The organism is Lentimonas sp. CC4 (assembly GCF_902728235.1).
In the GTDB taxonomy this organism is placed as follows: Bacteria; Verrucomicrobiota; Verrucomicrobiia; order Opitutales; family Coraliomargaritaceae; genus Lentimonas.
This window is the reverse complement of the sequence record NZ_CACVBO010000001.1, coordinates 3,461,760-3,485,992: the sequence shown is the minus strand read 5'-3', so window position 1 is coordinate 3,485,992 and position 24,233 is coordinate 3,461,760. Positions and strand designations below refer to the sequence as shown.

Below are 24,233 nucleotides of genomic sequence, written 5' to 3'. Positions count from 1 at the left end.
AATTTGGCAAATGGCAGTCTGTCTCGCGCTGAGGCGCAGAGGTTTTGTGGTTGTGAGCCAGAGTGAGTGTGGGGATGGGTGTAAGAAAGCGGTCTGCGTAAAGGATCTCGATAGGAGAGGTCTTGCTACGCCCGGATTTGTGTTTGTCCTACAGCAATAGTCTGAGCCCCTTGCGGAATATCCGCTTTGGGGCTACCTATTCCGCGGTCTTAAGGCTGACAGCCTTCTGACTGATGGGGATGCTCACAGCGACCTTTGCGGCAAAGAAGAAAGTTGCGGGTGTGGGCAGTGGCCAAGCACAGTCCACCAGCTACATTAAGTATCAAATGCCATGGGAGCCCTACGGGAGTCGCACCAGTGCTAAGGATGCCTGCCCCCACCTGTGAGCTAAGAGCGCACGCGCTACAGGTAGAGCAAGCAGAGGCACTGGTTTCTTGAACAGGGGGGGCGTCGGTTGCAGCAGGCAATTTAGCTCCTGATGTTACATCATTTTGAGCGGCCGCTTGCGCGATGCGCTCGCTGGTGACTGCAGCCGATAGAAGCCCTAATCCAACGACAGCCATACCCACTACCCATCGATCCCGATGGCGGCGACATCCACTCCAAACCGCCAAGGTCGTGGTCGGAATCACCAACAGAATCATCCATAGATGAAAGTTGGCATCTACCCAGACCGTTGTCGCTAAGATGGGTAGCCCTACGAGCAATATCGGAGTTGCAAGGCAATGTATCGCGCAAATGATAGCCATCGATATGGCGACTTGATCTAAAAAACGGCTGCTGAGAGAGTGTGCGTGCATAAGTGTTAGTGACTTTCATTAAAACGGAACTTATTTCTAGGTCTAATGCAACTCATTTTCATTAAGAAGTATAGCAGACACATTACTCTTCGATACTCTATCAATGGGGGAATGAACTTGATCCACAATTGAGCCCATACAATATGGAGGAATGAATCCCACGCCCGACAGTTCGATAGAAACCATCCTAGAGCGCATGCGCGCAGATGGTGGGCGGATTACCAAAAAGCGCATACGTATTGTAGAGGCTTTGACGCAGTTCGACCGCCCGGCCAGCGCCGAGGAGATTCGTCAGAGCGCGCAACTCCCCGAAACCGACCTTGTGACTGTGTATCGCAATCTAGACGCGCTGCGCAACATTGGCGTGATTCAACGAATACCACTCGAAAATGGCACACAACTTTTCGAACTGACTGCTCCCGGTGAGCACTATCATCACCTAATTTGCCGAGAGTGCCATCAAGCTGAGCGTCTAGATCTTTGCGTCGGTAAAGAAGTGCTGGGGCGCGCGAAGGCCCACGGCTACTCACAAATTACACATGTTATGGAAGTCTACGGCGTGTGCAAAGACTGTGATAGTCAGAGCTAGTGCTCGCTTGATCAGAATACAAAGAGGGTAAACGCAGATCCTAACTCAGCGACAGTGCTCAAATATAGATTTGGCGGGCTAGAATAAATGCGAGAATACCCTTTGATTGTCCGGAAATGCCTGCTGTGTTGACCCATATGTGCTTGAGGTCTTGTCGTTTTTTGTAAGAACACCATGATGATGCATCGCGAACTTCACGATGTGATTCAACTCCACTATGGCCGAAACAAATTCAACCCCCTCGTCATGCACAAACGAGTCATCCGTCGAAGCGCCTGACTGTGCCCCTGATACCTTCCCCAATCAAGAATTGCTGTCTATGTGCGACCAGCAACTGTCTTGTGAGTTTTCCCTGCATCGGCCTATTCTAGATCGTTGTGTCGATGTTTCGACGGCTTGTTCAAATGCTTCGCAGTGCGAAGATATAGAGATGTCTGGGATGCGCCTGGCTCGTAGTGTTCTGAAGTTAATCCGCACTTACTTCGTCAATGTAAAGACGGGCTTGGAATTTGCGACTTATGTCCGCTACGCATTGCTCGTCGCGGGTCATTCTGATGTCGATTCAATCATTCGAGATGTAGTTTACGGTGACAGCAGTTTTCCCATGAGTAGCCCAGAGTTTTCGGTGATGAATCACCAGCTTGGAGGACTTCTTTTAAGTGGGGATGCTAGTCGCAAATTTAGCGTGTCGTTTCGTCCTGTGACGCTTCTCTATCAAGGTGATTTAGATGTGAGTGGCTTGTTTACTAAGAGGTTGCTAGAGGACGAGGCTTGCACCTTGGCCTATAAACAGATGGAGGCTTACAAGGTCGTTGTTGAAGCGGATCTTGTTGCCTATCGCAAAGAAATGATGGAAATGAAGCGAGCCATTGAGGCGCGAGCGGCTGAACTCGAGAGGCAAAGAGAGGCGAAAAAAAGAGATTTTCAACGTCGCAATCGTTACTAGAGCTGAAGATGAGGCGAGTGGGGCTGGCCGCAAGTAGGCGCAGAATGCACCAAAGCTTTTATGCTGAATTGGCTCAGTGGTGAATGGCTGTAGTAGTGGTGGCTGTGGGGGCGATTAGATTATGGATGTATTCTCGGATATAAAAAGTAAGAAGCTGTTGATCCTGAAGGGGCTGCTTTTCCTGCTGGTTGCGGTGCTCGCTGGCTTGGGCTTGTTGCTGCAGAGTTTTCGCTGGGAGACGCTGGTGCTGTTGGGGATCTTAGCTTGGAGTGCGTGCCGCTTCTACTATTTTTTATTCTATGTGCTAGAGCACTACGCTGGGCGTGAGCGGAAATACTCAGGACTCTTTGATGAGGTGAAGTATTTGCTGCGTAGGAAATGATTTTAAATTTATAAGAGAACATCAACAATGGGCGAACTACTACTGAATTGTGATTTGGGTGAAAATGAGAGCGCGGCACAGACCGAGTGTTTGATGGCGCGTGTCGGGGCGGCGAATATCTGCTGCGGTGTGCATGCGGGTAGTTTGGAGAAAACACGTGCGACACTTGAACTGGCGAAGCGCTTTGGCGTGCTAGTGGGTGCGCATCCTGGTTTGGCGGTTGCTGGTGGGCGTGGCGGCGCTGTGCCGAGCGTTGCAGAGTTGGATGCACTCTTGCAGGAGCAATTGGGGAGTTTTGTTGCGCTTGCGGGTGAGGTGGATGTGCCGGTCAGTTATGTGAAACTACATGGCACGTTATACCATGCGGTAGAGCAGAATGATCGATTAGCTGAAGCCTATCTGCGGCGTATCAAATTGATGGATACCAATGTCGGGATCTTTTCGCTGGCTGGTGGACGGCTGTCACGAGTGGCACGAGCCGACGGTATTCGTGTCTGGGAGGAAGCCTTTGCGGATCGCGGCTATACTGAGAGCGGTCAACTGGTGCCACGCGATCAACCCGGGGCGTTGATCGATGGAGTGTCTGCGGCAGTAGAGCGTTTGCGTCAGTGGCAGCAAACGGGCGCAATGCCGACGGTCGACGGAGGCAGCGTTGCCTTTAGTGCAGAGACTCTTTGCGTGCATTCGGATTCGCCGGACGCATTGGAATTGTTGGAGGCGTTGCGAGCTTAGTTCTCAAAACGTATCTTGTGTTTATTTTTTAGATAGTGCCTGACACATGCGATGACCATGAAGAGGAACAGGCCTAGTTCTATTAGGATGACTGTCCAATACATCCAAGGATCCGCTTTAGTTACCCAAAAGCTGTCATTCGTGCCTTGATACGAACTGCTACTATTGAGTTCCGGCATAAATGCTCTCCCGCTGAATAGACCATATAATCCTAGGCTCCCAGAGGCTAGTCCAAATAGGGCTGGGTAAATTAGTGTATTGATACTGATGATTTCTTTGATGCCCTTTTTCTTGTCTGAATAGGCCTGTTGGCATGCTTGGTCGCAAAAGGTGAATCCTTTCCATGTCAATTGCTTCTCTGAGTAAGCTGCGTTTCGTTTGCAGTATTTACAAAATTGGCTCATGGGGAAATGGGGCAAGTGATTGAGTTAGTATTGGTTTTTTGCACGTCTTGCCTGGGCGCGTAACACCACCCGTGAGCCAAAGAAGACAACGACGCCTGAAATTGTGACCCAGCGGTAGATGTCTGCTTTCTGACGATTCTCAGCAATTTGCTCAGAGTATTCCTCCAAATTGTTGGCATCCTTAGAAATTTCGGTGGTGATCGCTGCCATACTCGTAGTGGTTGAGACTTTGCCGAGGAGACCGATGACGATTAATAAGATGCCGACTCCGATGAGTGCTTTCATTGTGTGTGGATTAAATGCTTTTTTGAGCGTTTCGTTTGTTTAGAGGAGAAGTGTCTATGAACCTAAATACGGCAGTAGGCTTAGGTTCAATTTTAGAAACCACGAATGCACACTAATTTACACGAATCTGATGAGTCGCCAATATGGCGAAGTTTAAATTTAATGAGGCTCTGAGGTATTCGAGGGGAGGTGCTTTGAATATGAAGTGTTTATAGATTTTCATTCGTGTTCATTCGTGTTCATTCGTGTCCATTCGTGGTTCAACTCATTTATTTAGGATGAATGGCTTCTGTCTTTTGGGTGCAATGCTATTTCAGTGCTTGGACCATTTCTCTGAAGACAGGCAGGAATGCCTGTGTCACTTTTTTGATTTGAGCGGTGTTGTCGCGGTCTTCGCGGAGCAAAGCCCCTACGTTTCAGATATTCGACGTTCAAAGTTCGGCGTTGGACGTTCAACGTTCTCCGTGGTTGTCATTGCTGGATTTTTATTCAATCTCTGTGAGCTTTACTAATCATCCTGTGACCGATCAAAATTCTAGTTCTTTCGATGCGCTTGCGCGCTCCAATGTTAATTCAGTGTGGGGTGCCTTGACGATGGAGGTGCTGGCGCGCCTCGGAGTGGAGACGGTGGTGGTCTCGCCGGGCTCGCGCTCGACGCCGTTGACGATTGCGGCGGCACGGAATCCGAAACTGGAGGCGATCTCAATTTTGGATGAACGGTCGGCGGGCTTCTTTGCGCTAGGCTTGGCGAAGCGCACACGTAAGCCGGTTGCCTTGGTCTGCACCTCCGGTTCGGCGGTAGTGAATTATCATCCTGCGGTCTTGGAGGCTTCGATGTCAGGCACACCGTTGCTGGTGTTGACGGCGGATCGTCCAGCGGAGCTGCGTGATTGCTCGTCGGGGCAGACCATCGATCAAATGAAGATTTTTGGTGATTCGGTGCGGGCGTTTTATGAAATGGCGCTGCCAGAGAGCACGCCTGCGCTATTGGCTTATTTGCGCCAGACCTTGGTGCATGCGGTGGATCGCTCGCTGAATGGTAACGCGGGGCCGGTGCATTTGAATTTCCCGTTTCGTGATCCCTTGCTGCCTGAAGTGAATGCGGTGCCTGTCATTGAGGCTACTGCATTGGAGGCGGAGGCCACGGTGTCGACACGTCCGTGTGAGATGGTGGGCTGCGGTGCGAATTTTGATACGGTGGCGCTGGAGCGTTTAGCAAGTCATCGGCAGGGCGTGATCGTGGTTGGCGCAGTGAATCCACGTGATGGCGACGAGTCGTTTGCCGATGCGGTGGCGATGCTATCGCACAAGTTGGGATGGCCAGTGCTCAGCGATGTGTTGAATCCATTGCGTGGGCATGCCGGGCAGAATCAGTCGTTGATTTGCCACTATGATGCATTTTTAAGGAACCCTGCAACGGCGGAAAGCTGTGAGCCGACGGCGGTTCTGCAAATTGGACCTTTGCCGACGAGTAAGGTGCTGCGGGCTTGGTTGGCGGGAAGTGAGGCGGTGGCATTCCTATTGTCAGATCGTCCGATCAATACGGATCCGCTGCATCGTGTGGCGACGCCATTGCATGGCGAAGCGCATGTGTTGGCTGAGTTGTTAGCGCATCAGAGCGTGGATCCGGACTGGATACAGTCCTGGGTTCGGTTAGAGCAGCAAGCTGTGGCAACGTTAGATGCAAAGTTTGAGGCGACGGATGCACTGTTTGAGGGCAAGGTGTCGTGGTTGTTGTCGCAGCATTTGCCAGTCGGCACGCCGACCTTCATTGCCAGCAGCATGAGTGTGCGCTATGCGGAGTTTTTCTGGAACGCTGACAGCCGCGCATGTCCGATCTTTTGCAATCGCGGAGCGAATGGGATCGACGGCACTCTGGGCACAGCACTCGGTGTTGCGCATCGCGGGAGTCCTGCTGTGTTACTTTCTGGTGACTTGGCATTCCTGCATGATTCCAATGCGTTGTTGGCGGCTGGTGAATTGAAGGGGAGCCTGACGGTGGTGCTGGTGAATAATAATGGCGGCGGTATTTTTGAGCATTTACCAGTGGCGGCGATGGATGCGGACTTTGAGCAGTATTTTGCAACACCTCAGCGCGTGCAGATCGACCAGTTGTGCGCGGCACATGGAGTCGCACACCAGCAAGTGGCGGACTGGGAGCAGTTCGTTGCGGCGATCAGTTCATTGCCAGAGCAGGGTGTGCGGGTGATCGAAGTGCCGACAGATCGTAAGGCAGATGTGACGACGCTACGGGCGTTGATTGAGTCTGTGTGAATTTGTAGGGGTGCTGCTTGCGGCACCTGCGAACGTTGGAGGCGTGTAGAACTTCGTGTGCTTGTGGCCTTTACGCGGTCTTCGCTAGCAAAGCCCCTACGTTCGATCGTTTGTCCTCACCGTGAGAAATCAGGCTCAAAGTATTTGCGAAATCGAATCAGTCATTAAATATAGCATAGCTGTCTTTTAAGCACTTCCAGACTTGCACCTTGCTATAACTTAAGCTTATTCTGGGATTTTATTAAATTAGATAAACATCATGGCTAAACCACCACCTCCATTCCACTACCAAAAGCAATTTCCACTCGGCAAGGGGCAGACTGAATACCGTCTGTTGACTGATGAGTTCGTTAAAACCGTGGATTTCGACGGTGAAAGCATTCTGAAGGTCGATCCGAAAGCGCTGACTTATTTGTCGGAGACTGCGATGAAGGAGATCTCCTTCAAGCTGCGCACGGAGCACCTCGAGAAGGTGGCTGCGATCCTCGACGATCCGGAAGCGACTGAAAATGACCGCACGATCGCGTTGACGATGCTGCGTAATGCAGAAGTTGCGGCGCACGGTGTGTTGCCATTCTGTCAGGATACTGGCACTGCGATCATTCTCGGTAAGAAAGGCCAGCGCGTCTGGACCGGCAGCGAAGATGAGGAAGCGCTCTCGCAAGGTGTTTACAATACTTACACGAAGGAGAATCTCCGTTATTCGCAGACAGTGGCGCTCTCCATGTATGAAGAGAAGAACACTGGTTGCAACTTGCCCGCACAGATCGATTTGCTCGCGACCAATGGCGACTCCTATGACTTCCTCTTCGTCGCGAAGGGTGGGGGATCAGCCAATAAGACTTTCCTCTTCCAAGAAACCAAGGCGCTGCTAAATCCAGCCAGCCTCGAGAAATTCTGCATCGAGAAGATGGGCACACTGGGCACGTCCGCTTGCCCTCCGTATCACATCGCGATCGTCATTGGTGGCACCTCTGTTGAGACCACGATGAAGACTGTGAAGCTGGCTTCGACCAAATACTACGACGAGTTGCCGACTGAAGGAAACGAGCACGGCCAAGCGTTCCGTGATCTCGAACTGGAAGCAAAGCTACTCGGATTTACACGCAAGATGGGCTACGGTGCACAGTTTGGCGGTAAATATTTTGCACTCGATGTGCGTGTGGTGCGCTTGCCGCGTCACGGTGCTTCGTGCCCGGTCGGTATCGGTGTCTCATGCTCGGCGGACCGCAATGTGAAGGGACGTATCGACAAGGACGGCGTCTGGCTGGAGAAGTTGGAAGAGAATCCAGGTCGCTTCATTCCGGACTCTGCGGAGATCGCGAAGCCGAAGGAGCCTGTGAAGATTGATTTGAATCGTCCGATGGCTGATATCCTTGCTGAATTGAGTAAATATCCAGTAACCACTCCGTTGTCGCTCTCGGGCACCATCGTTGTTGCCCGTGATATTGCGCATGCCAAGTTGCAGGAGCGTATTGACCGTGGCGAAGGCTTGCCGGAATACATTAAGAACCACCCGGTTTATTATGCAGGCCCTGCGAAGACACCTGCGGGCAAACCGTCTGGTTCATTCGGCCCAACGACTGCGGGTCGTATGGATTCGTATGTGGGACCATTCCAAGCGGAAGGTGGCTCGATGATCATGCTTGCTAAGGGCAATCGCTCGCAGCAAGTGACGGACGCCTGCCACAAACACGGTGGGTTCTATCTCGGTTCGATTGGTGGCCCAGCAGCCTTGCTTGCTGAGTATAACATTAAAAATGTCGAAGTGCTGGAGTATCCTGAACTCGGTATGGAAGCGGTCTGGAAGATCGATGTGGAAGATTTTCCTGCTTACATCCTAGTGGATGACAAGGGCAATGACTTCTTTGCTGGCATCCGCGAGACCTGCGCGAAATGTGCAGTCGAGGCCTTTGATGCGGCCAAAGCAGGTGTGTAGTTTGCTCGTTTTTGAGTAAAAAATCATTTTCAAAGCCCCGCTCGATTGAGCGGGGCTTTTTCGTTTGAATCACACGCTGATTTTCAGAGCGTTGGTATATCGTTGAGGACTGAAAAACTCTAGGATTGGGCGAATTGTGTCGATTCTGAAACAACACGATTCGCTGCTTGCTATTTCTTCAGAATAGTCGATAACCAGCCCCGACTAGAACACATGTTAACATTCAGAGCGTGGGTAGTCATCAGGGTGAGACGAAAGTATTCAGTTAGGTGATCCAGTCCGACAGCGGACACTCAAGAGCAAAGAAGCAGTGGGATAGCCCAAATCAAAGTAAAGAAAAGGAACACATAATGGATGCAAAAATGTATGTAGGCAACTTGTCCTACGATGTAACCCAAGAAGAACTCCAAGCGCTTTTCGAAGCACATGGTGCAGTTAGCGATGTATTCATCGTCAAGGATCGTGAATCTGGCCGCCCTCGTGGCTTCGCTTTTGTTACAATGCAAGAGAAGTCTGCAATGGACGCAGCAATCGAAGCGCTTAACGGTGCTGAATTCATGGGCCGCAATCTTGCGATCAATGAAGCACGTCCTCGCGAAGAACGCCCACGTGGCGGCAACGGCGGCGGTTACGGCGGCGGTGGTCGCGGCGGTAATGGCGGCGGCGGTTACGGCGGCGGTGGTCGCGGCGGTAACGGTGGCGGCGGATACGGCGGAGGCGGCGGTGGTCGCGGACGCGGTAACGACCGTGGCGGTGATCGCGGTGGACGCGGTGGCTGGTAGTCACTCAGTTTACATTTAAACTTTCGCGGGGTTCATTTCGATGAACCCCGCTTTTTTGTGCCTACTGCTAAGGTTCTTTATGCTGATCGCGATTGCACGACCACTTGGGGAGTGGTCGATTTATATAAAAGAGACTGCACTTCACGTTTGGTGGGCAAGGCATTCCTGGCACCCATTTTTAGGCAGGTCAGCGCGCCGCAGGCGGATGCGCGTCGAATATTATCAATGATCGGCATTTCTTGGGCGATTCCGAGTGCGAAAGCCCCGTGAAATGCGTCACCGGCTCCAGTGGTATCGATTGCGTCGACCCTGAACGCTTTCATGTGAGAGATTTTTTCTGAGTCTTGTGTTTGCCAATAGATGCCTTCGGGGCCTTTGGTCACTGCGGTGAAGGGGGCAAAGTCACGCATTGATTCGAGTGCCGCGGCAGTGTCGCCGATACCTGTCTGCTGGTATGCAAATTTTGAGGACGCGACTAGATAGTCGACTTTGTCATAGAGTTGCCGCGTGCCCTCGTTGATGGAGCCAGCATCTAATATGGATGGGATGCCTAATTCGCGTGCCTCTTCGACGAGTCGCAGTGAGAGGGACGGCTGGTGTCCGTCCACAAGTAGCACTTTTGCTGGGTGTTTTTTTAGGGAGATTGAACCTTCGTGCGAAAAGGCGCCTGGATCGCGATAGCAAATAATCGAGCGGGCACCATCGGGTTTGATCGTGATGGCTGCAATGGCGGTCGGTGCATTGCCGAAGCGCATCATATCAACTAATACACCATTGGCTTGTAGTTCGCGTATGTGAGAACGTCCGAATCCGTCATTGCCGATGTAGCCATAGAAACGTGCTTTTCCTCCGAGACGAGCGATGGTAATCGCTGCGTTTGAGGCAGGGCCTCCGCCACAGGCATTCATGTTGTGCGCTCTTACTTTTTCCCTTGGTGCAGGGTGATGGAGCGTGCTGAAATTAATATCGATGCAGGCGAATCCTACGCAAAGCACGTCGCTTTCTGTGTTACGAATCATTCTTGATGTTGGGATGTTGATCACTGGTCTTAGTGTATGAATGGTTGCGCTTTGGTATGTTGTTAATTTTTAGTAAATAGCAGTTTTGGTGCCAAGTGTGTGTGCGTTGGAAGTGTTTTAAGTGACCAGTGAATTGATTTTTTATATTTAAAATGTAATTGCAGCACGGGGTCGTGTCCTGACCTATATTTCGTTTTCATCTGGATTTCTGCAGGCACATCAGTCGCGTATTGCCTTCTGTTGAGGAGACGTTGTCGTGGCTGATTTTTTAATAATCCTATATAGGAGTCAGAACTCAGTCTTTGGTAATGACGTGCATCGAGTTTCGTCACTCACCGCCAATTTGGCGAACCGCACATGCTGCAGATGGCATTGATATTCAGCTTCCAACTCCTGTTTCCTATTTTCTAACGACTCTTATAATATGGCAATTAAGCGAAAGGTGAAGCGGCGTGTGCGTCAGCTCGGTATGATCGGGCGACTGTGGCGCAATTGTAAACTGTTGGTGTTGCTCAGTCTAGTTGCGGCAGTGGCCTATGGATTCTGGTATTCGAAGCAGGATGCGGCGACACAACGTCGCTCGCAGGAGCAGATCATCGTTGGGCTGGATTTTTTGATCGAGCTCAAGGCGACCAATGGTGATGTCGATGAGATATTGAACTGGGTGGTTCAGCAGATTCCCGCTTCATTGGGTAATGTGATCGCAGTGGGCGATGTCGAAGGTGCCGATCGCTACACCTTTGCGGGAGTGCCTGTGAGTGCGCGCCCTGTGAAACTCTTGAAAAATAAAGGGTATATCGTCGGCTATGATGAGGCGCTACGTAATCCCGCCTGGGTCGCCTATCGCCTAGAGCGAGGTGAGGGGGCCGCGACTTCCGAGCGCCCAGAAACCTTTGAGGCGGATCGTCGCACACGGGCACGGGTCGATCATTATGACTATAGTAATTCCGGCTATGACCGTGGGCACATGGCGCCGAACTATGCGATTGATCTAGTATTTGGTGAACGCGCGCAGAAGGAGACCTTCTTGATGAGTAATATCGTGCCGCAGAAGCCCGAGCTCAACCAGAGGCCGTGGAAAGATTTGGAGCAGACAGTCGCGAATCGCTACGTGCGTGATTATGAGGAGATTTGGGTGATCACCGGCCCGATCTATCGCGAGCCAGTTTCTCGATTACGCAGTGGCGTCGCTGTCCCGAGTGCATTTTTTAAGGTGATCGTCGATGTGGTGGAGCCGGCAGGCGTGCGTGCACTTGCCGTGATTCTAGAGCAAAACGTGGCGGATTCGAGTAAGATGAGTCAGCATCTCGTGACCATTGATGAAGTGGAAGCGGCGACGGGCTTGGATTTACTGTCGATGCTGGACGACGAATCCGAGGCCGCGTTGGAAGCGGATTTGCCGAAGCGTTTGTGGTAGAGCGTAGCGTGACGCTTTTGTGAATACTGCCGCGCATGATAAATTGTGATTTGTGAAATCGAAGCATCTCTGGCGTAGGGGTGCTGCTTGCCGTTTCGACAGGCTCAAGGCCCAGAGCTTGTCGAAGGGCGGCACCCGCGAAGGCAGCTAAAGTTTTGCAACTTCCTATGCGTGCGGCTTTTGCGCGGTCTTCGCAAGCAAAGCCCCTACGGTAAGATAGCGAAGTCGCATGAATACGTTGTTCACAAATCATGATGCGCGTGAGCAATAATGCCATTGCATATTTCTATACCTTTTACTTTTCGGGGATCATCAGAATCCAGACCACTGAGTTTCAGCCACAAAAAGGCACGAAGAAGCACGAAAAACTAAACAGTAGGAATTTTGTGTATTTTGGGCTGCGCCCTTCGGTTGATTATCGCTGCGCTCGGAAGTGCCTCTTTGTGGCCATGAAATAGCCATGATTAGGACGTTATCCTAGTCATTTGTGCTAACCTTCAATGGTATTGAGCTTTAGTTGTGCTAAGCTTCGCCAATGTAGGCTGTGCTGACTAGCACTTTCAGGCGTTCGACATCAGCGCTGGATGTCTTGGCAATAAAGCCGCGGGCGTGGGCAAAGTGCACGTCTTCTTCGTTTTTGAGTGGGCTGAAGTCCATGCGCTGGTCGTCGTTGAAGCGGCGCATGCCATAGCCTGTGCCGCGGCTGTCGGGATAGACGAGGGCGAGGATTTCTTCTTCGAGCCCGAGTGCCATTACGTGGCCGCCGAGTCCGGCGGAGGCTTCGTCAGGCATTGGCTCGGTGCGCGGCATGAAGAGGGCTTTGAATCCATCAAACTCCCAGACTTCCGCGTGTTGTGCGACGAAGTCGAGGCGGGTGCGAAGGTTAGTCACATAGTCGACGAGGTCTTGGCCAATCATGCGCATGATTTCCCAGATCGGCTCGCCAGGCTTGTGCTCAGTCTGTGAGGCGAAGCGACGCAGGATCGTAATGTCGAGCGGTGAGTTAAGTTTGCCGATCGTCTCGCGATCCATGCCGAGCCATTCGGCTGTGTCGTTAGGGCCGCGGCAGTCGAACCATTCGGCGACTTCGAGCCATGAGCAGAATTCTTTTGCATCTTCATAGATGCCGAGGTGTTGCAGCACGAGGGAGAGGGCGCAGGTTGGCACCATGTCGCGCGGAAATTGGTGGTGATCGAAATTGCTACGCTCAGGGGAGTGTTCGCCGCCGACGTCGAGCACGGCGATGTTGGCATCGGCTAGGTCCGCCTCAGTCGGTTCGCGGCGTTGGATGGCAACGGGCGCCTGCGTCAGGAGCACGGCGCAGGCCATGAAGTCGTCTTTATGGGCGCCGCCCGGATGTGTTAAAATTGATTTTATCAATTGAGTGATGAGTTAGAGTGAAAGTGAGGGTGAAAGTGTGGGGAAGGTTGAACGTTGAACATCGAACGTCGAACATTGAATGGTGAAATCTTAGATTCTTAATCCTACTCTTATTCGTAATCTTAATCATCACGTGGGATTAGGATTAGGATTAGGATTAGGATTACGGGCACAAAAAAAGTCCCCGCTCTTTCGAGACGGGGACTTTGTTAAAATCTGAACTTTGATTTTCAGCCTTAACCCTCAGGTCTCAACTTTCCATCTTCAGGTCTCAGTGCGAAGCGCTTACTTACGCTTTGCTTCTTCGCGCTCAAGCGCTTCCTTGATGACTTCGTCAGCAACATTCTTAGGACATGCTGCGTAGTGTGAGAACTCCATGGAGAACTGACCACGACCCGATGTCATTGTGCGAAGTGCACCGATGTAACCGAACATTTCACTCAAAGGAGCGTCTGCCTTGATGCGAACGCCAGAGTTAGGAGCTGGCTCCTGTGTCTTGATCATTCCGCGGCGGCGATTCAAGTCACCAATAACGTCACCCATCTTGTCCTCTGTGCAGAAGACGTCGAGTTTCATGACTGGCTCAAGGATCTGAGGGCCTGCCTTTGGAAGGGACTGACGATACGCTGCTTTAGCAGCAGTTTCGAAAGCAACTGCAGAGGAGTCAACTGCGTGGAACGCACCGTCAACCAGTGTGACCTTGAAGTCCAAGCAAGGGTAGCCCGCAAGGACACCTTTTTCCTTCGAGAGCTTGAAGCCCTTTTCAACTGCTGGCCAGAATTCACGAGGAACGTTACCACCAACAACCTTGGATTCGAACTGGAAGCCTTCACCTGGCTCGAGTGGCTCAAGCTTGTAGAGGATCTTCGCGAACTGACCAGAACCACCAGATTGCTTCTTGTGAGTGTAGGAGTCTTCGATTGTTTGAGTGATGCTTTCGCGGTATGCAACTTGTGGCTTACCAACAACAGCTTCAACGCCGTATGTGCGCTTCAGGATGTCGACCTTAATGTCGAGGTGAAGCTCGCCCATTCCCTTAAGGATGGTTTCGCCGGAGTCTTCGTCTGTTTCAACGATGAAAGTCGGATCTTCTGCAACCATCTTACCGATCGCGGTGCCCATCTTCTCAGAGTTGCCTTGATCCTTTGGCTTCACAGCGATGGAGATCACGGGCTCAGGGAATACCATCGGCTCGAGTGTTGCTGGGAACTTAGGGTCACAGAGTGTGTGACCTGTTTGCACAGACTTCATGCCGAGGAGCGCGACGATGTCACCCGCTTGAGCGGACTCGACTTCAGTGCGTTCGTCAGCGTGCATTTCGATGATACGACCGATACGCTCTGTCTTACCTGTGAAGGTGTTAAGAACGCTTGTGCCCTTGCTGAGCTTGCCGGAGTAGATACGTGTGAAAGTCAACGCGCCGTATTTGTCATCCATGATCTTGAATGCAAGTGCACGGAGTGGCTTTTCAGCATCAACGATTGCGAATTCACCAGTTTCAACACCTTCTGCATCCACTTCTGGTTGTGCAGGCACTTCAGTTGGGCTTGGAAGGTAGTCGATGACAGCGTTGAGGACGTTTTGCACACCCTTGTTCTTGAACGCGGAACCACAGAAAGTTGGGAAGAAGTCGAGTGCGATGGTGCCCTTGCGGATGCATGCCTTGATGACAGACATCTCTGGCTCGTTACCTTCGAGGTAAGCTTCCATTGCGTCGTCGTCTTGCTCAACAGCAGTTTCGATCAGCGCAGCGCGGTATTCTTCGACTTTGTCCACCATGTCAGCAGGCACGTCTTGAAGTTCGTATGCCATTGGGTCACCGGAGTTGTCCCATACCCATGCCTTACGTGTCAGAAGATCGACGACACCTTGAAGTTCGCTCTCTTCACCAATTGGCAGCACCATAACGAGTGGCTTAGCACCGAGGATGTTTTTCACTTGGTCTACGACCTTGTAGAAATCAGCGCCGATACGGTCGAGCTTGTTGACGAAGATCAAACGAGCGACCTTCGAGTCATTGGCGTAGCGCCAGTTTGTCTCGGACTGAGGCTCAACACCACCAGAACCACAGAATACACCCACACCACCATCAAGCACCTTAAGTGAGCGGTAAACTTCAACGGTGAAGTCAACGTGACCCGGAGTATCGATGATGTTGAAGCGGTAACCGTCCCAGAAACAAGTTGTCGCAGCGGACTGAATCGTGATGCCACGCTCTTGCTCTTGTTCCATGAAGTCAGTCGTAGCCGCACCATCGTGCACTTCGCCCAACTTGTGGATTTTACCAGTGAGCTTCAAAATACGCTCGGTTGTCGTTGTTTTTCCGGCGTCAACGTGTGCGAAGATACCAATGTTTCTGTATTTTGATAGGTCGGTCATGATCTTATCTGATGTGTTTAGAGATTGTGTTTACTACTTGAACTTGAGGGCTTTGGATACGCGAGAATCGCCCACGAAGTTCCAAAAAAGAGGCGGAGATTAGGGCTGATTTTGAATACTGCAAGGCCAGAAAGTAGGGGATTTTAACTCTCTTATCCCCGCGGGCGTAATATTTTGTGTGGAGCCTCTTTCTGATTGTATCGATGGCGGGTTCTTAGAATGGTTTCTTATATGATCCATTACTCTAACTTTATTAACGGTCAATTTGTCGAATCCCCCAACGCGGACACGATCTCTGTGGTGAACCCTGCCACTGGCGAAGCGCTCTCGACGATTCCTGACAGTTCGGCGGAAGTCGTTGAATCTGCTATTAATGCTGCAGAAGCTGCACAACCAGCATGGGCAGCACTGCCGGCTATCGAACGTGCGAAGCATCTACGTGTGCTGGCTGACAAAATTCGCGAGCATAGCGAACCGCTGGCTCGCGTGATTGTGGAGGAGCAGGGCAAGACGCTGGGGCTGGCGCGGGTGGAAGTGAACTTCACTGCAGATTATCTAGATTACATGGCCGAGTGGGGGCGCCGCATCGAAGGTGAGGTGATTCAGAGCGACCGTCCTAAAGAGAATATTTACCTACATCACAAGCCGATCGGTGTGGTCGCTGGCATCTTGCCATGGAATTTTCCGTTCTTCCTGATCGCGCGTAAGCTCGCGCCGGCTTTGGTCACTGGCAACACCATCGTCTTGAAGCCGAGTGAGGAGACGCCGAACAACGCATTTGAATTCTGCAAAATTCTGGAGCAAACGGATATTCCTGCTGGGGTGGTTAATCTGGTGTCGGGCTATGGTGCAACGGCTGGTCGTGTGCTGACGGAGAGTCCAAAGGTGGGACTGATTAGCTTTACGGGCAGTGTGGACACAGGTTCGCGTATCATGGCGGCAGCCGCGAAGAACATTACTCGGGTGAACCTTGAGTTGGGGGGAAAGGCTCCAGCAATTGTCACTGCGAATGCCGATCTCGATCTGGCAGCGACTGCGATCCAAGCGTCACGTGTGATTAATAGTGGCCAAGTTTGTAACTGTGCCGAGCGTGTCTATGTGCAGCGTAGCGTGGCCGAGGCATTTACCGCGAAGCTGGTTGAGAAGATGAAAGCGGCTCGTTTTGGTAATCCACTCGAAGATGAGACCGTCGATTATGGTCCGATGATTAACCAGGCCGGCTTTGATAAGATCGTCACTCTAGTAGAGAGTGCGGTTCGCGATGGCGCGGAGGTCCTTTGCGGCGGTCAACGCGGAGCGGATGAGAGTGGCTATTATTTTGAACCAACAGTGGTGGCTGGTTGCTCGCAGCAGATGGACATTGTGACGAAGGAAATCTTTGGTCCTGTGGTGCCAATTGTGATCTTTGACGAGATCGAAGAGGCGATTGCGATGGCGAATGATACGGAGTATGGACTTACATCTTCTGTCTTTTCGCAGGATTTGAATGAGGCGTTGAACCTCGTGGATGCGCTGAACTTTGGGGAAACCTATGTGAATCGTGAGCATTTCGAAGCGATGCAGGGCTACCATGCCGGTTGGCGTAAGTCTGGTATTGGTGGTGCGGACGGTAAACACGGTTTGTATGAGTTCATGCAGACGCAGGTCGTCTATTTGCAGCGCTCGTAATTCGTGCTGATGGGCTCAGTTGAGCTGAGCTTGCTTGATATTCTTGCCGCGCAGCATTTTGTGATTTTTAGCTCAACCCATTCGGGAGGGACGAGCTCAGGCTCTGCCTCGTCTTGCGGTGTGCTGGTGCTTTGGTTGATGTTGTTTTTACAAATTATGCTGCGCTTTCCTGTTTCTTGCATATCAATTTGTGATCTGCCTGCACTGTTATAAGATGCAATCAGTGACGTCTAATGCTCAGGAAACTCAGCCTTTGGTCGCCCTTGCTGGGGCGAGTGGTTTTGTCGGCACTCACCTTCGGATGCGCCTTGCTGAGCATTTCCGTTTTCGGGCGCTGACGCGTAGTCAGAACATCGTGGCGTGTCACGAGGAGGAGGACTCCACGGAGTGGCGACATTGTGACTTGTATTCGTTGCCTCAATTGACCGAGGCATTGGAGGGCTGTGAGGTTGGCATCTATTTGGTGCATTCGATGGCACCATCGAGTCGGCTCATGCAGGCGGATTTCGAGGATACGGACTTACTTCTGGCGGATAATTTCATACGAGCGGCTGAGGCGGCTGGTGTGAAGCATGTCGTGTATCTCAGCGGGCTGCTGCCGCAGGGCGATGAACCGTTGTCACCGCATTTGCGTAGTCGTGCGGAGGTGGAGGCGGTGTTGAAGAGTCGCTCTGTGCAGGTGACGGTGCTACGGGCGGGCTTAATCTTCGGGCCAGGTGGCTCGTCGTTTTCGATGCTGATTAATTTAGTGAGGCGCTTGCCGTATATGATCTTTCCGGCGTGGGCGTCGTCGATGACTCAGTCGGTCGATATTGAGAATGTTTGCGATGCTTTTGAGTGTTGCTTGTCGGAGTCGCAGTGGGTGGGGGGCGTGTATGATCTTGGCGGGCATGAGCCCATGAGTTATGGGCAGTTGATCTGTCGCACGGGAGAATTAATGAACCGTCCGATCCGCACGGTATCGTTGCCATGGCACTTGTTTGCGTTGTCGCAACGATGGGTGTCATATTTTGGCCGTGTGCCGATGGCCTTGGTGCGGCCATTGCAGGAGAGCTTGTTGCATGATCTAGAAGCGCGTCCAAATCCACTGCTGGAACACCTGCAACCGCGACTGATCTCATTCGCAGATTCGCTGGCGCGCGCAGTGGATGCGGATGGGCAACCGTTACCGAACCCGCGTAGTGGGACGCAATTGACTGATACACAGCAGATTAAGCAGGCGCGCCGCGTGCGATCGGTGCAGCGTATGCCACTGCCGGAGGGGTGGGTGGCCGAGCAGGTTGCAAGTGAATATGGAGTGTGGTTGAGCCGTCGCTATCGTGGCTTGCTCAAGGTCGATACGGATTCCGCTGGCGTGGTGCGTTTCTGTGTCTTGAGTCGGCGCTTTGTGCTGCTGGAGTTGACGCCTTCGCCGTATAGCGAGCAAGAGCGTCGCTGCGCCTTTTATATTACCGGCGGTTTACTTTCGCGTGATGTTGAGCCGCGCGGGCGTTTAGAGTTTCGCACATTTGCTGAGCGCGGCTGCCTAATCGCCTCAATCCATGGGTTTGCACCGACTCTGCCTTGGTGGTTGTATGCCAGCACCCAGGCTAGGGCTCATTTATTTGTGATGCGTGCGTTTGGGCGATATTTGAGCCGAGTGAAGCCTTAGCTTACTTGCGATTTTTGCGTCGTGTGCCTACGAAGCCGAGCATGGCTAGGCTCAGTAGTAGGGCGTAAGTGCTGGGCTCTGGGATGGGTGAGGGGGAGTCGAAGTTCGCATTTACATTTCCTGCTGTAATGAAACTGTTCTCTGAAGCCGCAAGTATTTTAATGTCAGCCCCGTCATCATTGGTGACTTTGAATCCGTAGATTGCCTCTGGGTTGACTAGGTCGCCATTGGTGTCGTCAAAGAATGCATCTAGATCTACTAGATTGATCTCCATCTCTTGGCCTTGGTATTCTGGGCTAGTAAAGCCAGTGTTCCAGGAATATGGGCTATTGAAGGTCACTGTGTTGCCGATGATGTAGCCATTATTGTCGAGGGCTTGTAGTGTGAACGTGCTGTTGCCATCGCGCTCTCCAATGATCATGTAGTCGGTTGTCTGTAGGCCGTATTTGAAGATGATGTCGTAGTCGTAGTTCGTTGAGGACCCACCATCTTTGTTAGAATAATTAAGTAGATTTGTGTTGGTGAATGAATCCGAAAGTGCGGAGCCATATGCATTAAAGTCATCCGATGCTGCAACTGTGGGGGCTTGATTGTTGAGGATGGAAAATTGAGCTTTGGAGTTGGCTGAATTCCAGCCAATCGCTTTCACTTCGTTGTCGTAGAACTCGAGTGTCGTGCTGTTGTCGTATGTCGTAGAAGTGAGGTGTGTTGTGTTTGTGTAGGTGACAGCAGTAATATTCAGGGCGTAGTCGCTGCCGCTATCTATATTGATCACGATCGCTTGAGATGTGCAGGGGAGCGATAGGCAGAGGGAAATTAGTAAGCTGAGGTTTCTGAATGAAGTTTTCATCTGTAAATTAAAAAAGTAGGTTATATACCTTATAATCATGTAGGGGTTAGGCGTATTTTTGGGGGTGTCAAGTGGAATGCTTTGGATTCCTATTCGCAACACTTGCTCCAGCGGCATTTTGTCCAATCAGGTTGGCGTATGTCTAATTGCGATCTTTGTGGGTCGATGATGGGGGTTATGCTCGCGGTATGAGAGAGTTGGCTTTTTGGTTTGCCCCGCTGCGGTGAAGTCTTTGTTTTCGTCGGTTTTTCAATTGCTACCTACCGATGAAAACAGCTCTCAAAATCTACGACACTACCTTACGTGATGGCACGCAGGGCGAAGGGGTATCCTTTACTGTCGCGGCTAAAATCCGCGTTGCAGAGAAATTGGACCAGTTCGGGATTGATTATATTGAAGGTGGCTGGCCGGGATCCAACCCGCGCGATATGGCGTTTTTCGATGAAGCGAAGAAGCTGAAGCTCAAGCATGCGAAGATCGCAGCTTTTGGCTCGACGCGCCGTGCGAGCTTGAAAGCAGAGGAGGACCCTCAGTTACAATTATTGTTGGAAGCTGAAACGCCCGTGGTGACTATCTTTGGTAAGACTTGGTTGCTGCATGTCACTGAGATCATTCGCACGACGGCTGAAGAGAATCTAAAAATGATCGAGGACTCGGTGCGTTTCTTGACCGAGAACGGGCGCGAGGTGATTTATGATGCGGAGCACTTCTTCGATGGCTACTGCGACAACCCTGAATACGCGCTGCAAACGTTGGAAGCCGCTGAGCGTGGTGGTGCGATTAATTTAACACTGTGTGATACTAATGGGGGTAAGCTTGTCAGTGAGCTGCAGACGATCGTCAGCAAGGTGGTTGCGCACTTCCCGAAGACTACGGTGGGCGTGCATTGCCACGATGACTCTGGTCTGGGTGTCGCGTTGTCATTGGCGGGTGTCGAGTCGGGCGCGAGCTTGATTCAAGGCACGATGAATGGCTTTGGTGAGCGCAACGGGAATGCGAATCTCAGTGCGATCATTCCGAATTTGATTTTGAAAATGGGGGCTGAGCTGAATTGCGCGCCCAATCTGAGCAAGTTACGTGACCTCTCGCTGTTTGTGGATGAGATGGCCAATCGCGCTTCAGATGCGACGTTGCCATTTGTCGGCACGAGCTCGTTTGCGCACAAGGGTGGGGTGCATGCGGATGCCGCTGCCAAGGTGAAGCATAGCTACGAGCACATTGCGCCTGAGTTGGTCGGAAATCGCACGCGCGTATTGGTATCGGATATGTCCGGCCGTAGCAGTGTGATGATGAAGGCCAAGGAAATTGGTGTCGATCTCGATGCGCGTTCGCCGGAGTTGAAGGAGTTTCTCGGTGAACTTAAAGAATTGGAATTTAGAGGCTACGAATATGAAGCCGCCGATGCATCGTTCAAGTTGTTGCTAAGCCGTTTCCTCAAGGGGAAAAAAGAGGATTTCGAGTTGGTCGGCTATCGTGTGATGGTGAGCCATCAACCCGCATTGGATCGTGTCGTTTCTGAAGCGACGGTGCAGGTGAAGATTGGCGACGAAGTGCATCACACCGTTGCCGAGGCCAATGGTCCTGTTGGGGCATTGGATGATGCCTTGCGCAAAGCGATCGCACCCGTCTTTCCTGAAATCATGGAAGTCGAGTTGATTGACTACAAAGTGCGTATTCTCGAGACAGAGCACGGCGCCGATGCGATCACTCGTGTATTAATTGAATCCACGGACGGCGAAGCCACATGGGGCACAGTCGGCGCGAGCGATAATATCATCGAAGCCACTTGGCGCGCGTTGGTGGATTCGGTTGAATATAAGATTCTGTTGGATTCGGAAAAGTAGAGTTTAGAGGAGGGATGGCCTCCGCGCCTGCTGCGTTCTACGCTGCCGTCCGCCGATCCTCAGCACGGAATTACGACAGTCCCAGTGAATTGCTTACGTGGCTGCTGTTCTCTTACTCTGACTCTTCATCGTAATTATAATCGAAGCGTTTTCATCGAATACCTTACGGATTCGATTAGAGGATTACGATTATGAGTAAGATTATGATTATGACGTCAGATCTCTAGAGGAAGGTGCCTGCGCCTTCGGGGAAGTAGGCCGCGTCGCCTTCGAGCCCGAGTGTCAGCGTGATATTGAGGAAGGTGAGTTCGCCCATCGAGTGACACAGCATGAAGCGGTGGTCGTTGTGCATTTGTGCGAGTTCTTTGCGCAATTGGTAGGTCTTTTCGGTGCTCGAAATCTGATCGGCGCACATGCACTCGCGTAGGTGACGGACGCGGTGGATCGCGAATTTGAGGCGGCGGCGCATCAAAGAACGTTCTTCGCGCTGATACTGCTGACTGGTCTCTAAGTTGATCAACTCGGTGCAGAGCTTTACCACTGGCAGGTTATTCTTAAAGAACTGTGGTAGATAGAGGCTGCGTCGGCCTTCGTAGCTTTGTTGGTCGAAGTCGATGGCGCGCACGCGGTATTGATTTTGCTCAAAGTCGGGCGTCACTTCGACCACGTAGTTATAGGCGCGCATATCGCCAAGCAGTCGCACGAAGCAGCGCTCGTTGAATTTGATGAATTCCTTTGCTAGGCGGACTTCGTGTAAGTCGGGGCGTGAGAGATAGTCGCGGATAAAGTCGTCGCCTGGCACGCCGATGATGTGCTCTTCGATTAGGGTGTCGCCGTTGACTAGGAAATTAATATGATTGGGTGAGAGTAGCTCTTCCAGTTCAAGGCCATAGATACGAGAGGCGTCGGCCTTTTTGACGTAAAAATAGTCGTGATTGTCGTTGTATTGATTCACGACGCGCACGCGCATCGGCTTGGTGTTACCAAAGGTGCAGAAGTCAACGCGGTCGATGTAGAGATTGCTAAGGATCGACTCGTCGCCACCTGAGCGGAGCTGCACATAGATACGTTTTAGGCCGTCGTAGATCTCGCGACCGAACTGTTGCTCATAGATTAGGGTCTGCCACAGTGTGTCGTTGCCCTCTTTGTTGATCAGGGGGAAGGAGTCGTCGTATTTCAGCATATCTTCATAGCTGATTGGCAAATCCTGACTGCGGTGGAAGGTTTTCAGGTAGTCCCGAAAAAGGTCATTGATGGGAAAAAATTGTTTTCGGTGTTGAGTGACGGCTGGCTGCATGCGCCAAAAGATCGATTATCCTATGGCGAAGGTCGAACACGGAATGGTGTTTAAGCGGATTTTTCATCGAAAGTGGAGGGCTCTGTCTTTTGTTTCGGTTCTGCACGCAATGCTTCGGCTGAAAAAATAGTTCATTTTAATGTTGAATGAACCGCTGGAGTCGGTGTCTTCTGTCGGTGGCCGGGTCCTATGCAATGTTGGACAGGTTGACCTCGTCAGATCCGGAAGGAAGCAGCGAACACCTAATCCTCATGTGCCGTAGGGTGCCTGGCCACTTTTGTGTCTGGACATATGGATTGGCCAGAATTCGCCGTTTTTCGGCTACTTTTCACTAGATTTTTGAAAAGCGCGAAGTTCTTGAAAAAGCCCCTTGCAACTTCCCCCAAATCAGAGCTTTTCTTTAAGCCTCGATGGAAAAAAGCTATCAAGTAATCGCACGCCGCTGGCGTCCTAAGCAGTTTGATGAACTGGTGGGGCAGGATCATATCGTGCGCACCTTGCGCAACGCGATTGATACGAAGCGTATCGCGCACGCCTATCTATTTGTTGGGCCGCGTGGCACGGGTAAGACTAGCACCGCGCGCTTGTTTGCTAAGGCGCTGAATGCCGAGGGCGGGCCGAGTGCGACGCCGGATAATGACTCTGAGATCAGCCAAGCGATCATGGGTGGCTCGTGCATGGATGTGATCGAGATCGATGGTGCGTCTAATAATGGTGTGGAGCAGGTGCGCGCATTGCGTGATGACTGCCAATACGCTCCGACGCAGTGCACTTACAAGATCTACATTATCGATGAGGTGCACATGCTCTCGACTGCGGCGTTTAATGCGCTGCTCAAGACACTCGAAGAGCCGCCAGAGCACGTTAAATTTTTCTTTGCGACCACTGAAGCGCATAAGGTGCTGCCGACCATCACTTCGCGCTGCCAGCGATTCGAGTTTCGTCCGATTTCGGATAAAGTCATCACCGAGAAACTCATGGAGATTTCCGATGCCGAAGGCATTAAGGTCGAGCACGCCGCGTTGACTTCGATTGCACGCCTTGCCAATGGCGGGATGCGGGATGCACAGTCGATTCTTGATCAAATGATTTCCTTCTGTGGCAGTCAGATCGAAGAAAGTGACGTGCTCGATGTGTATGGCTTGGTTTCTGGCGCACGTATCGCTGAGCTGGGAAAGGCGCTGGGCACACTCGATTACCCGGCGATTATTGCAGCAGTGGATCAATTTGCGGATGAGGGCCGCGATCTGTTTCGTATTTTGCAGGATCTCGAGGCGTATGCACGCGAAGCGTTGTTGGATGCGATTCAAAATGGTGGTTCGACTGCGAAGCTCGGTGTGCCGCTGACGACTGAGTCGATCATGCGTATGCTTGATGCCTTGCATCGTGGTGAGGCGTCTGTGCAACGTGGTCTCTCTGAAAAAGTAAATTTCGAAGTGGTGCTGTTGAAAGCAGCTGAAGAGTCGCGCTCACGTGCGATTGATAGCTTGATCAAGCAATTGGCAGGCGCAGGTGCGACACTACCAGACGAAAAAAAAAAGCCTTAGTCCCAGCGACACCGGAGGCGATTGATGTTCAGACGACTGAAGTCGTTG

Annotated in this window: 20 protein-coding genes, 1 other RNA gene and 1 pseudogene; 14 read left to right on the top strand and 8 right to left on the bottom strand. The window is 51.7% G+C overall.

The window, feature by feature from the left end; genetic code table 11:
* Positions 1-239 precede the first annotated feature (239 nt).
* A complete protein-coding gene (locus GZZ87_RS19975) occupies positions 240-386 on the top strand; it encodes a hypothetical protein (RefSeq protein WP_348534077.1) in 147 nt (48 codons plus the stop codon).
* Between the two features lie 141 nt (positions 387-527).
* Here GZZ87_RS19975 and GZZ87_RS19970 read toward each other — a convergent pair.
* Positions 528-800 (bottom strand): annotated as a pseudogene (locus GZZ87_RS19970) (MerC domain-containing protein); the annotation flags it as partial.
* Positions 801-951: 151 nt separating this feature from the next.
* On the opposite strand from GZZ87_RS19970, the gene GZZ87_RS14960 reads away from it, so the two are divergent.
* From GZZ87_RS14960 to GZZ87_RS14945, 4 genes are all read left to right on the top strand, one after another.
* Positions 952-1,389 carry a Fur family transcriptional regulator gene (locus GZZ87_RS14960; protein WP_162026622.1) on the top strand — a complete coding sequence of 146 codons (438 nt, stop codon included), beginning with the start codon at positions 952-954 and terminating at the stop codon, positions 1,387-1,389.
* A 217-nt stretch (positions 1,390-1,606) separates the two neighbouring features.
* Complete coding sequence (locus GZZ87_RS14955) at positions 1,607-2,335, top strand: hypothetical protein (RefSeq protein ID WP_162026621.1); 729 nt, start codon at positions 1,607-1,609, stop codon at positions 2,333-2,335.
* A gap of 121 nt (positions 2,336-2,456) precedes the next feature.
* A complete protein-coding gene (locus GZZ87_RS14950) occupies positions 2,457-2,717 on the top strand; it encodes a hypothetical protein (protein WP_162026620.1) in 261 nt (86 codons plus the stop codon).
* A gap of 27 nt (positions 2,718-2,744) precedes the next feature.
* A complete protein-coding gene (locus tag GZZ87_RS14945) occupies positions 2,745-3,449 on the top strand; it encodes a 5-oxoprolinase subunit PxpA (protein ID WP_162026619.1) in 705 nt (234 codons plus the stop codon).
* Here GZZ87_RS14945 and GZZ87_RS14940 read toward each other — a convergent pair.
* Positions 3,446-3,853: a hypothetical protein gene (locus GZZ87_RS14940; RefSeq protein WP_162026618.1), complete on the bottom strand. Its 408-nt coding sequence runs from the start codon at positions 3,851-3,853 to the stop codon at positions 3,446-3,448. The two genes, GZZ87_RS14945 and GZZ87_RS14940, sit on opposite strands and share 4 nt — an antisense overlap.
* A gap of 24 nt (positions 3,854-3,877) precedes the next feature.
* Positions 3,878-4,138 (bottom strand): hypothetical protein, encoded by a 261-nt coding sequence (locus GZZ87_RS14935; RefSeq protein WP_162026617.1) that lies wholly within the window; start codon positions 4,136-4,138, stop codon positions 3,878-3,880.
* A 519-nt stretch (positions 4,139-4,657) separates the two neighbouring features.
* Between GZZ87_RS14935 and menD the strand changes: the two genes are divergently transcribed.
* The 3 genes from menD to GZZ87_RS14920 all read left to right on the top strand — a co-directional run bounded on the left by menD (position 4,658) and on the right by GZZ87_RS14920 (position 9,133).
* Positions 4,658-6,412: a 2-succinyl-5-enolpyruvyl-6-hydroxy-3-cyclohexene-1-carboxylic-acid synthase gene (gene menD, locus GZZ87_RS14930; RefSeq protein WP_244648034.1), complete on the top strand. Its 1,755-nt coding sequence runs from the start codon at positions 4,658-4,660 to the stop codon at positions 6,410-6,412.
* 259 nt (positions 6,413-6,671) lie between these two features.
* Positions 6,672-8,351 (top strand): fumarate hydratase, encoded by a 1,680-nt coding sequence (locus GZZ87_RS14925; RefSeq protein ID WP_162026616.1) that lies wholly within the window; start codon positions 6,672-6,674, stop codon positions 8,349-8,351.
* A 350-nt stretch (positions 8,352-8,701) separates the two neighbouring features.
* Positions 8,702-9,133 carry an RNA-binding protein gene (locus GZZ87_RS14920; protein ID WP_162026615.1) on the top strand — a complete coding sequence of 144 codons (432 nt, stop codon included), beginning with the start codon at positions 8,702-8,704 and terminating at the stop codon, positions 9,131-9,133.
* A gap of 77 nt (positions 9,134-9,210) precedes the next feature.
* On the opposite strand, the gene GZZ87_RS14915 is transcribed toward GZZ87_RS14920, so the two are convergent.
* Positions 9,211-10,152, bottom strand: coding sequence for a PfkB family carbohydrate kinase (locus tag GZZ87_RS14915; RefSeq protein WP_162026614.1), 942 nt, complete (start codon positions 10,150-10,152; stop codon positions 9,211-9,213).
* Positions 10,153-10,576: 424 nt separating this feature from the next.
* On the opposite strand from GZZ87_RS14915, the gene GZZ87_RS14910 reads away from it, so the two are divergent.
* Positions 10,577-11,569: a DNA/RNA non-specific endonuclease gene (locus GZZ87_RS14910; protein WP_162026613.1), complete on the top strand. Its 993-nt coding sequence runs from the start codon at positions 10,577-10,579 to the stop codon at positions 11,567-11,569.
* Between the two features lie 522 nt (positions 11,570-12,091).
* Here GZZ87_RS14910 and GZZ87_RS14905 read toward each other — a convergent pair.
* Positions 12,092-12,949 (bottom strand): MYG1 family protein, encoded by an 858-nt coding sequence (locus GZZ87_RS14905; protein ID WP_244648035.1) that lies wholly within the window; start codon positions 12,947-12,949, stop codon positions 12,092-12,094.
* A 285-nt stretch (positions 12,950-13,234) separates the two neighbouring features.
* Positions 13,235-15,328, bottom strand: a complete 2,094-nt coding sequence (gene fusA / locus GZZ87_RS14900; RefSeq protein WP_162026612.1) for an elongation factor G — start codon at positions 15,326-15,328, stop codon at positions 13,235-13,237.
* Between the two features lie 231 nt (positions 15,329-15,559).
* Here fusA and aldA point away from each other — a divergent pair, with 231 nt between their 5' ends.
* Together aldA and GZZ87_RS14890 are read left to right on the top strand one after the other, a co-directional pair.
* Positions 15,560-16,996, top strand: a complete 1,437-nt coding sequence (gene aldA, locus GZZ87_RS14895; protein WP_162026611.1) for an aldehyde dehydrogenase — start codon at positions 15,560-15,562, stop codon at positions 16,994-16,996.
* Positions 16,997-17,210: 214 nt separating this feature from the next.
* Positions 17,211-18,647, top strand: coding sequence for an NAD(P)H-binding protein (locus GZZ87_RS14890; RefSeq protein ID WP_162071463.1), 1,437 nt, complete (start codon positions 17,211-17,213; stop codon positions 18,645-18,647).
* Between the two features lies 1 nt (position 18,648).
* On the opposite strand, the gene GZZ87_RS14885 is transcribed toward GZZ87_RS14890, so the two are convergent.
* Positions 18,649-19,497 (bottom strand): PEP-CTERM sorting domain-containing protein, encoded by an 849-nt coding sequence (locus tag GZZ87_RS14885; protein ID WP_162026609.1) that lies wholly within the window; start codon positions 19,495-19,497, stop codon positions 18,649-18,651.
* A 266-nt stretch (positions 19,498-19,763) separates the two neighbouring features.
* Between GZZ87_RS14885 and cimA the strand changes: the two genes are divergently transcribed.
* Positions 19,764-21,341: a citramalate synthase gene (gene cimA / locus GZZ87_RS14880; protein WP_162026608.1), complete on the top strand. Its 1,578-nt coding sequence runs from the start codon at positions 19,764-19,766 to the stop codon at positions 21,339-21,341.
* 223 nt (positions 21,342-21,564) lie between these two features.
* On the opposite strand, the gene GZZ87_RS14875 is transcribed toward cimA, so the two are convergent.
* A complete protein-coding gene (locus tag GZZ87_RS14875; protein ID WP_162026607.1) occupies positions 21,565-22,638 on the bottom strand; it encodes a hypothetical protein in 1,074 nt (357 codons plus the stop codon).
* Between the two features lie 178 nt (positions 22,639-22,816).
* Here GZZ87_RS14875 and ffs point away from each other — a divergent pair.
* Together ffs and dnaX are read left to right on the top strand one after the other, a co-directional pair.
* Positions 22,817-22,914, top strand: an RNA gene (ffs, locus tag GZZ87_RS14870) — signal recognition particle sRNA small type.
* 134 nt (positions 22,915-23,048) lie between these two features.
* Positions 23,049-24,185, top strand: coding sequence for a DNA polymerase III subunit gamma/tau (gene dnaX / locus GZZ87_RS14865; RefSeq protein WP_162026606.1), 1,137 nt, complete (start codon positions 23,049-23,051; stop codon positions 24,183-24,185).
* Positions 24,186-24,233: the final 48 nt, after the last annotated feature.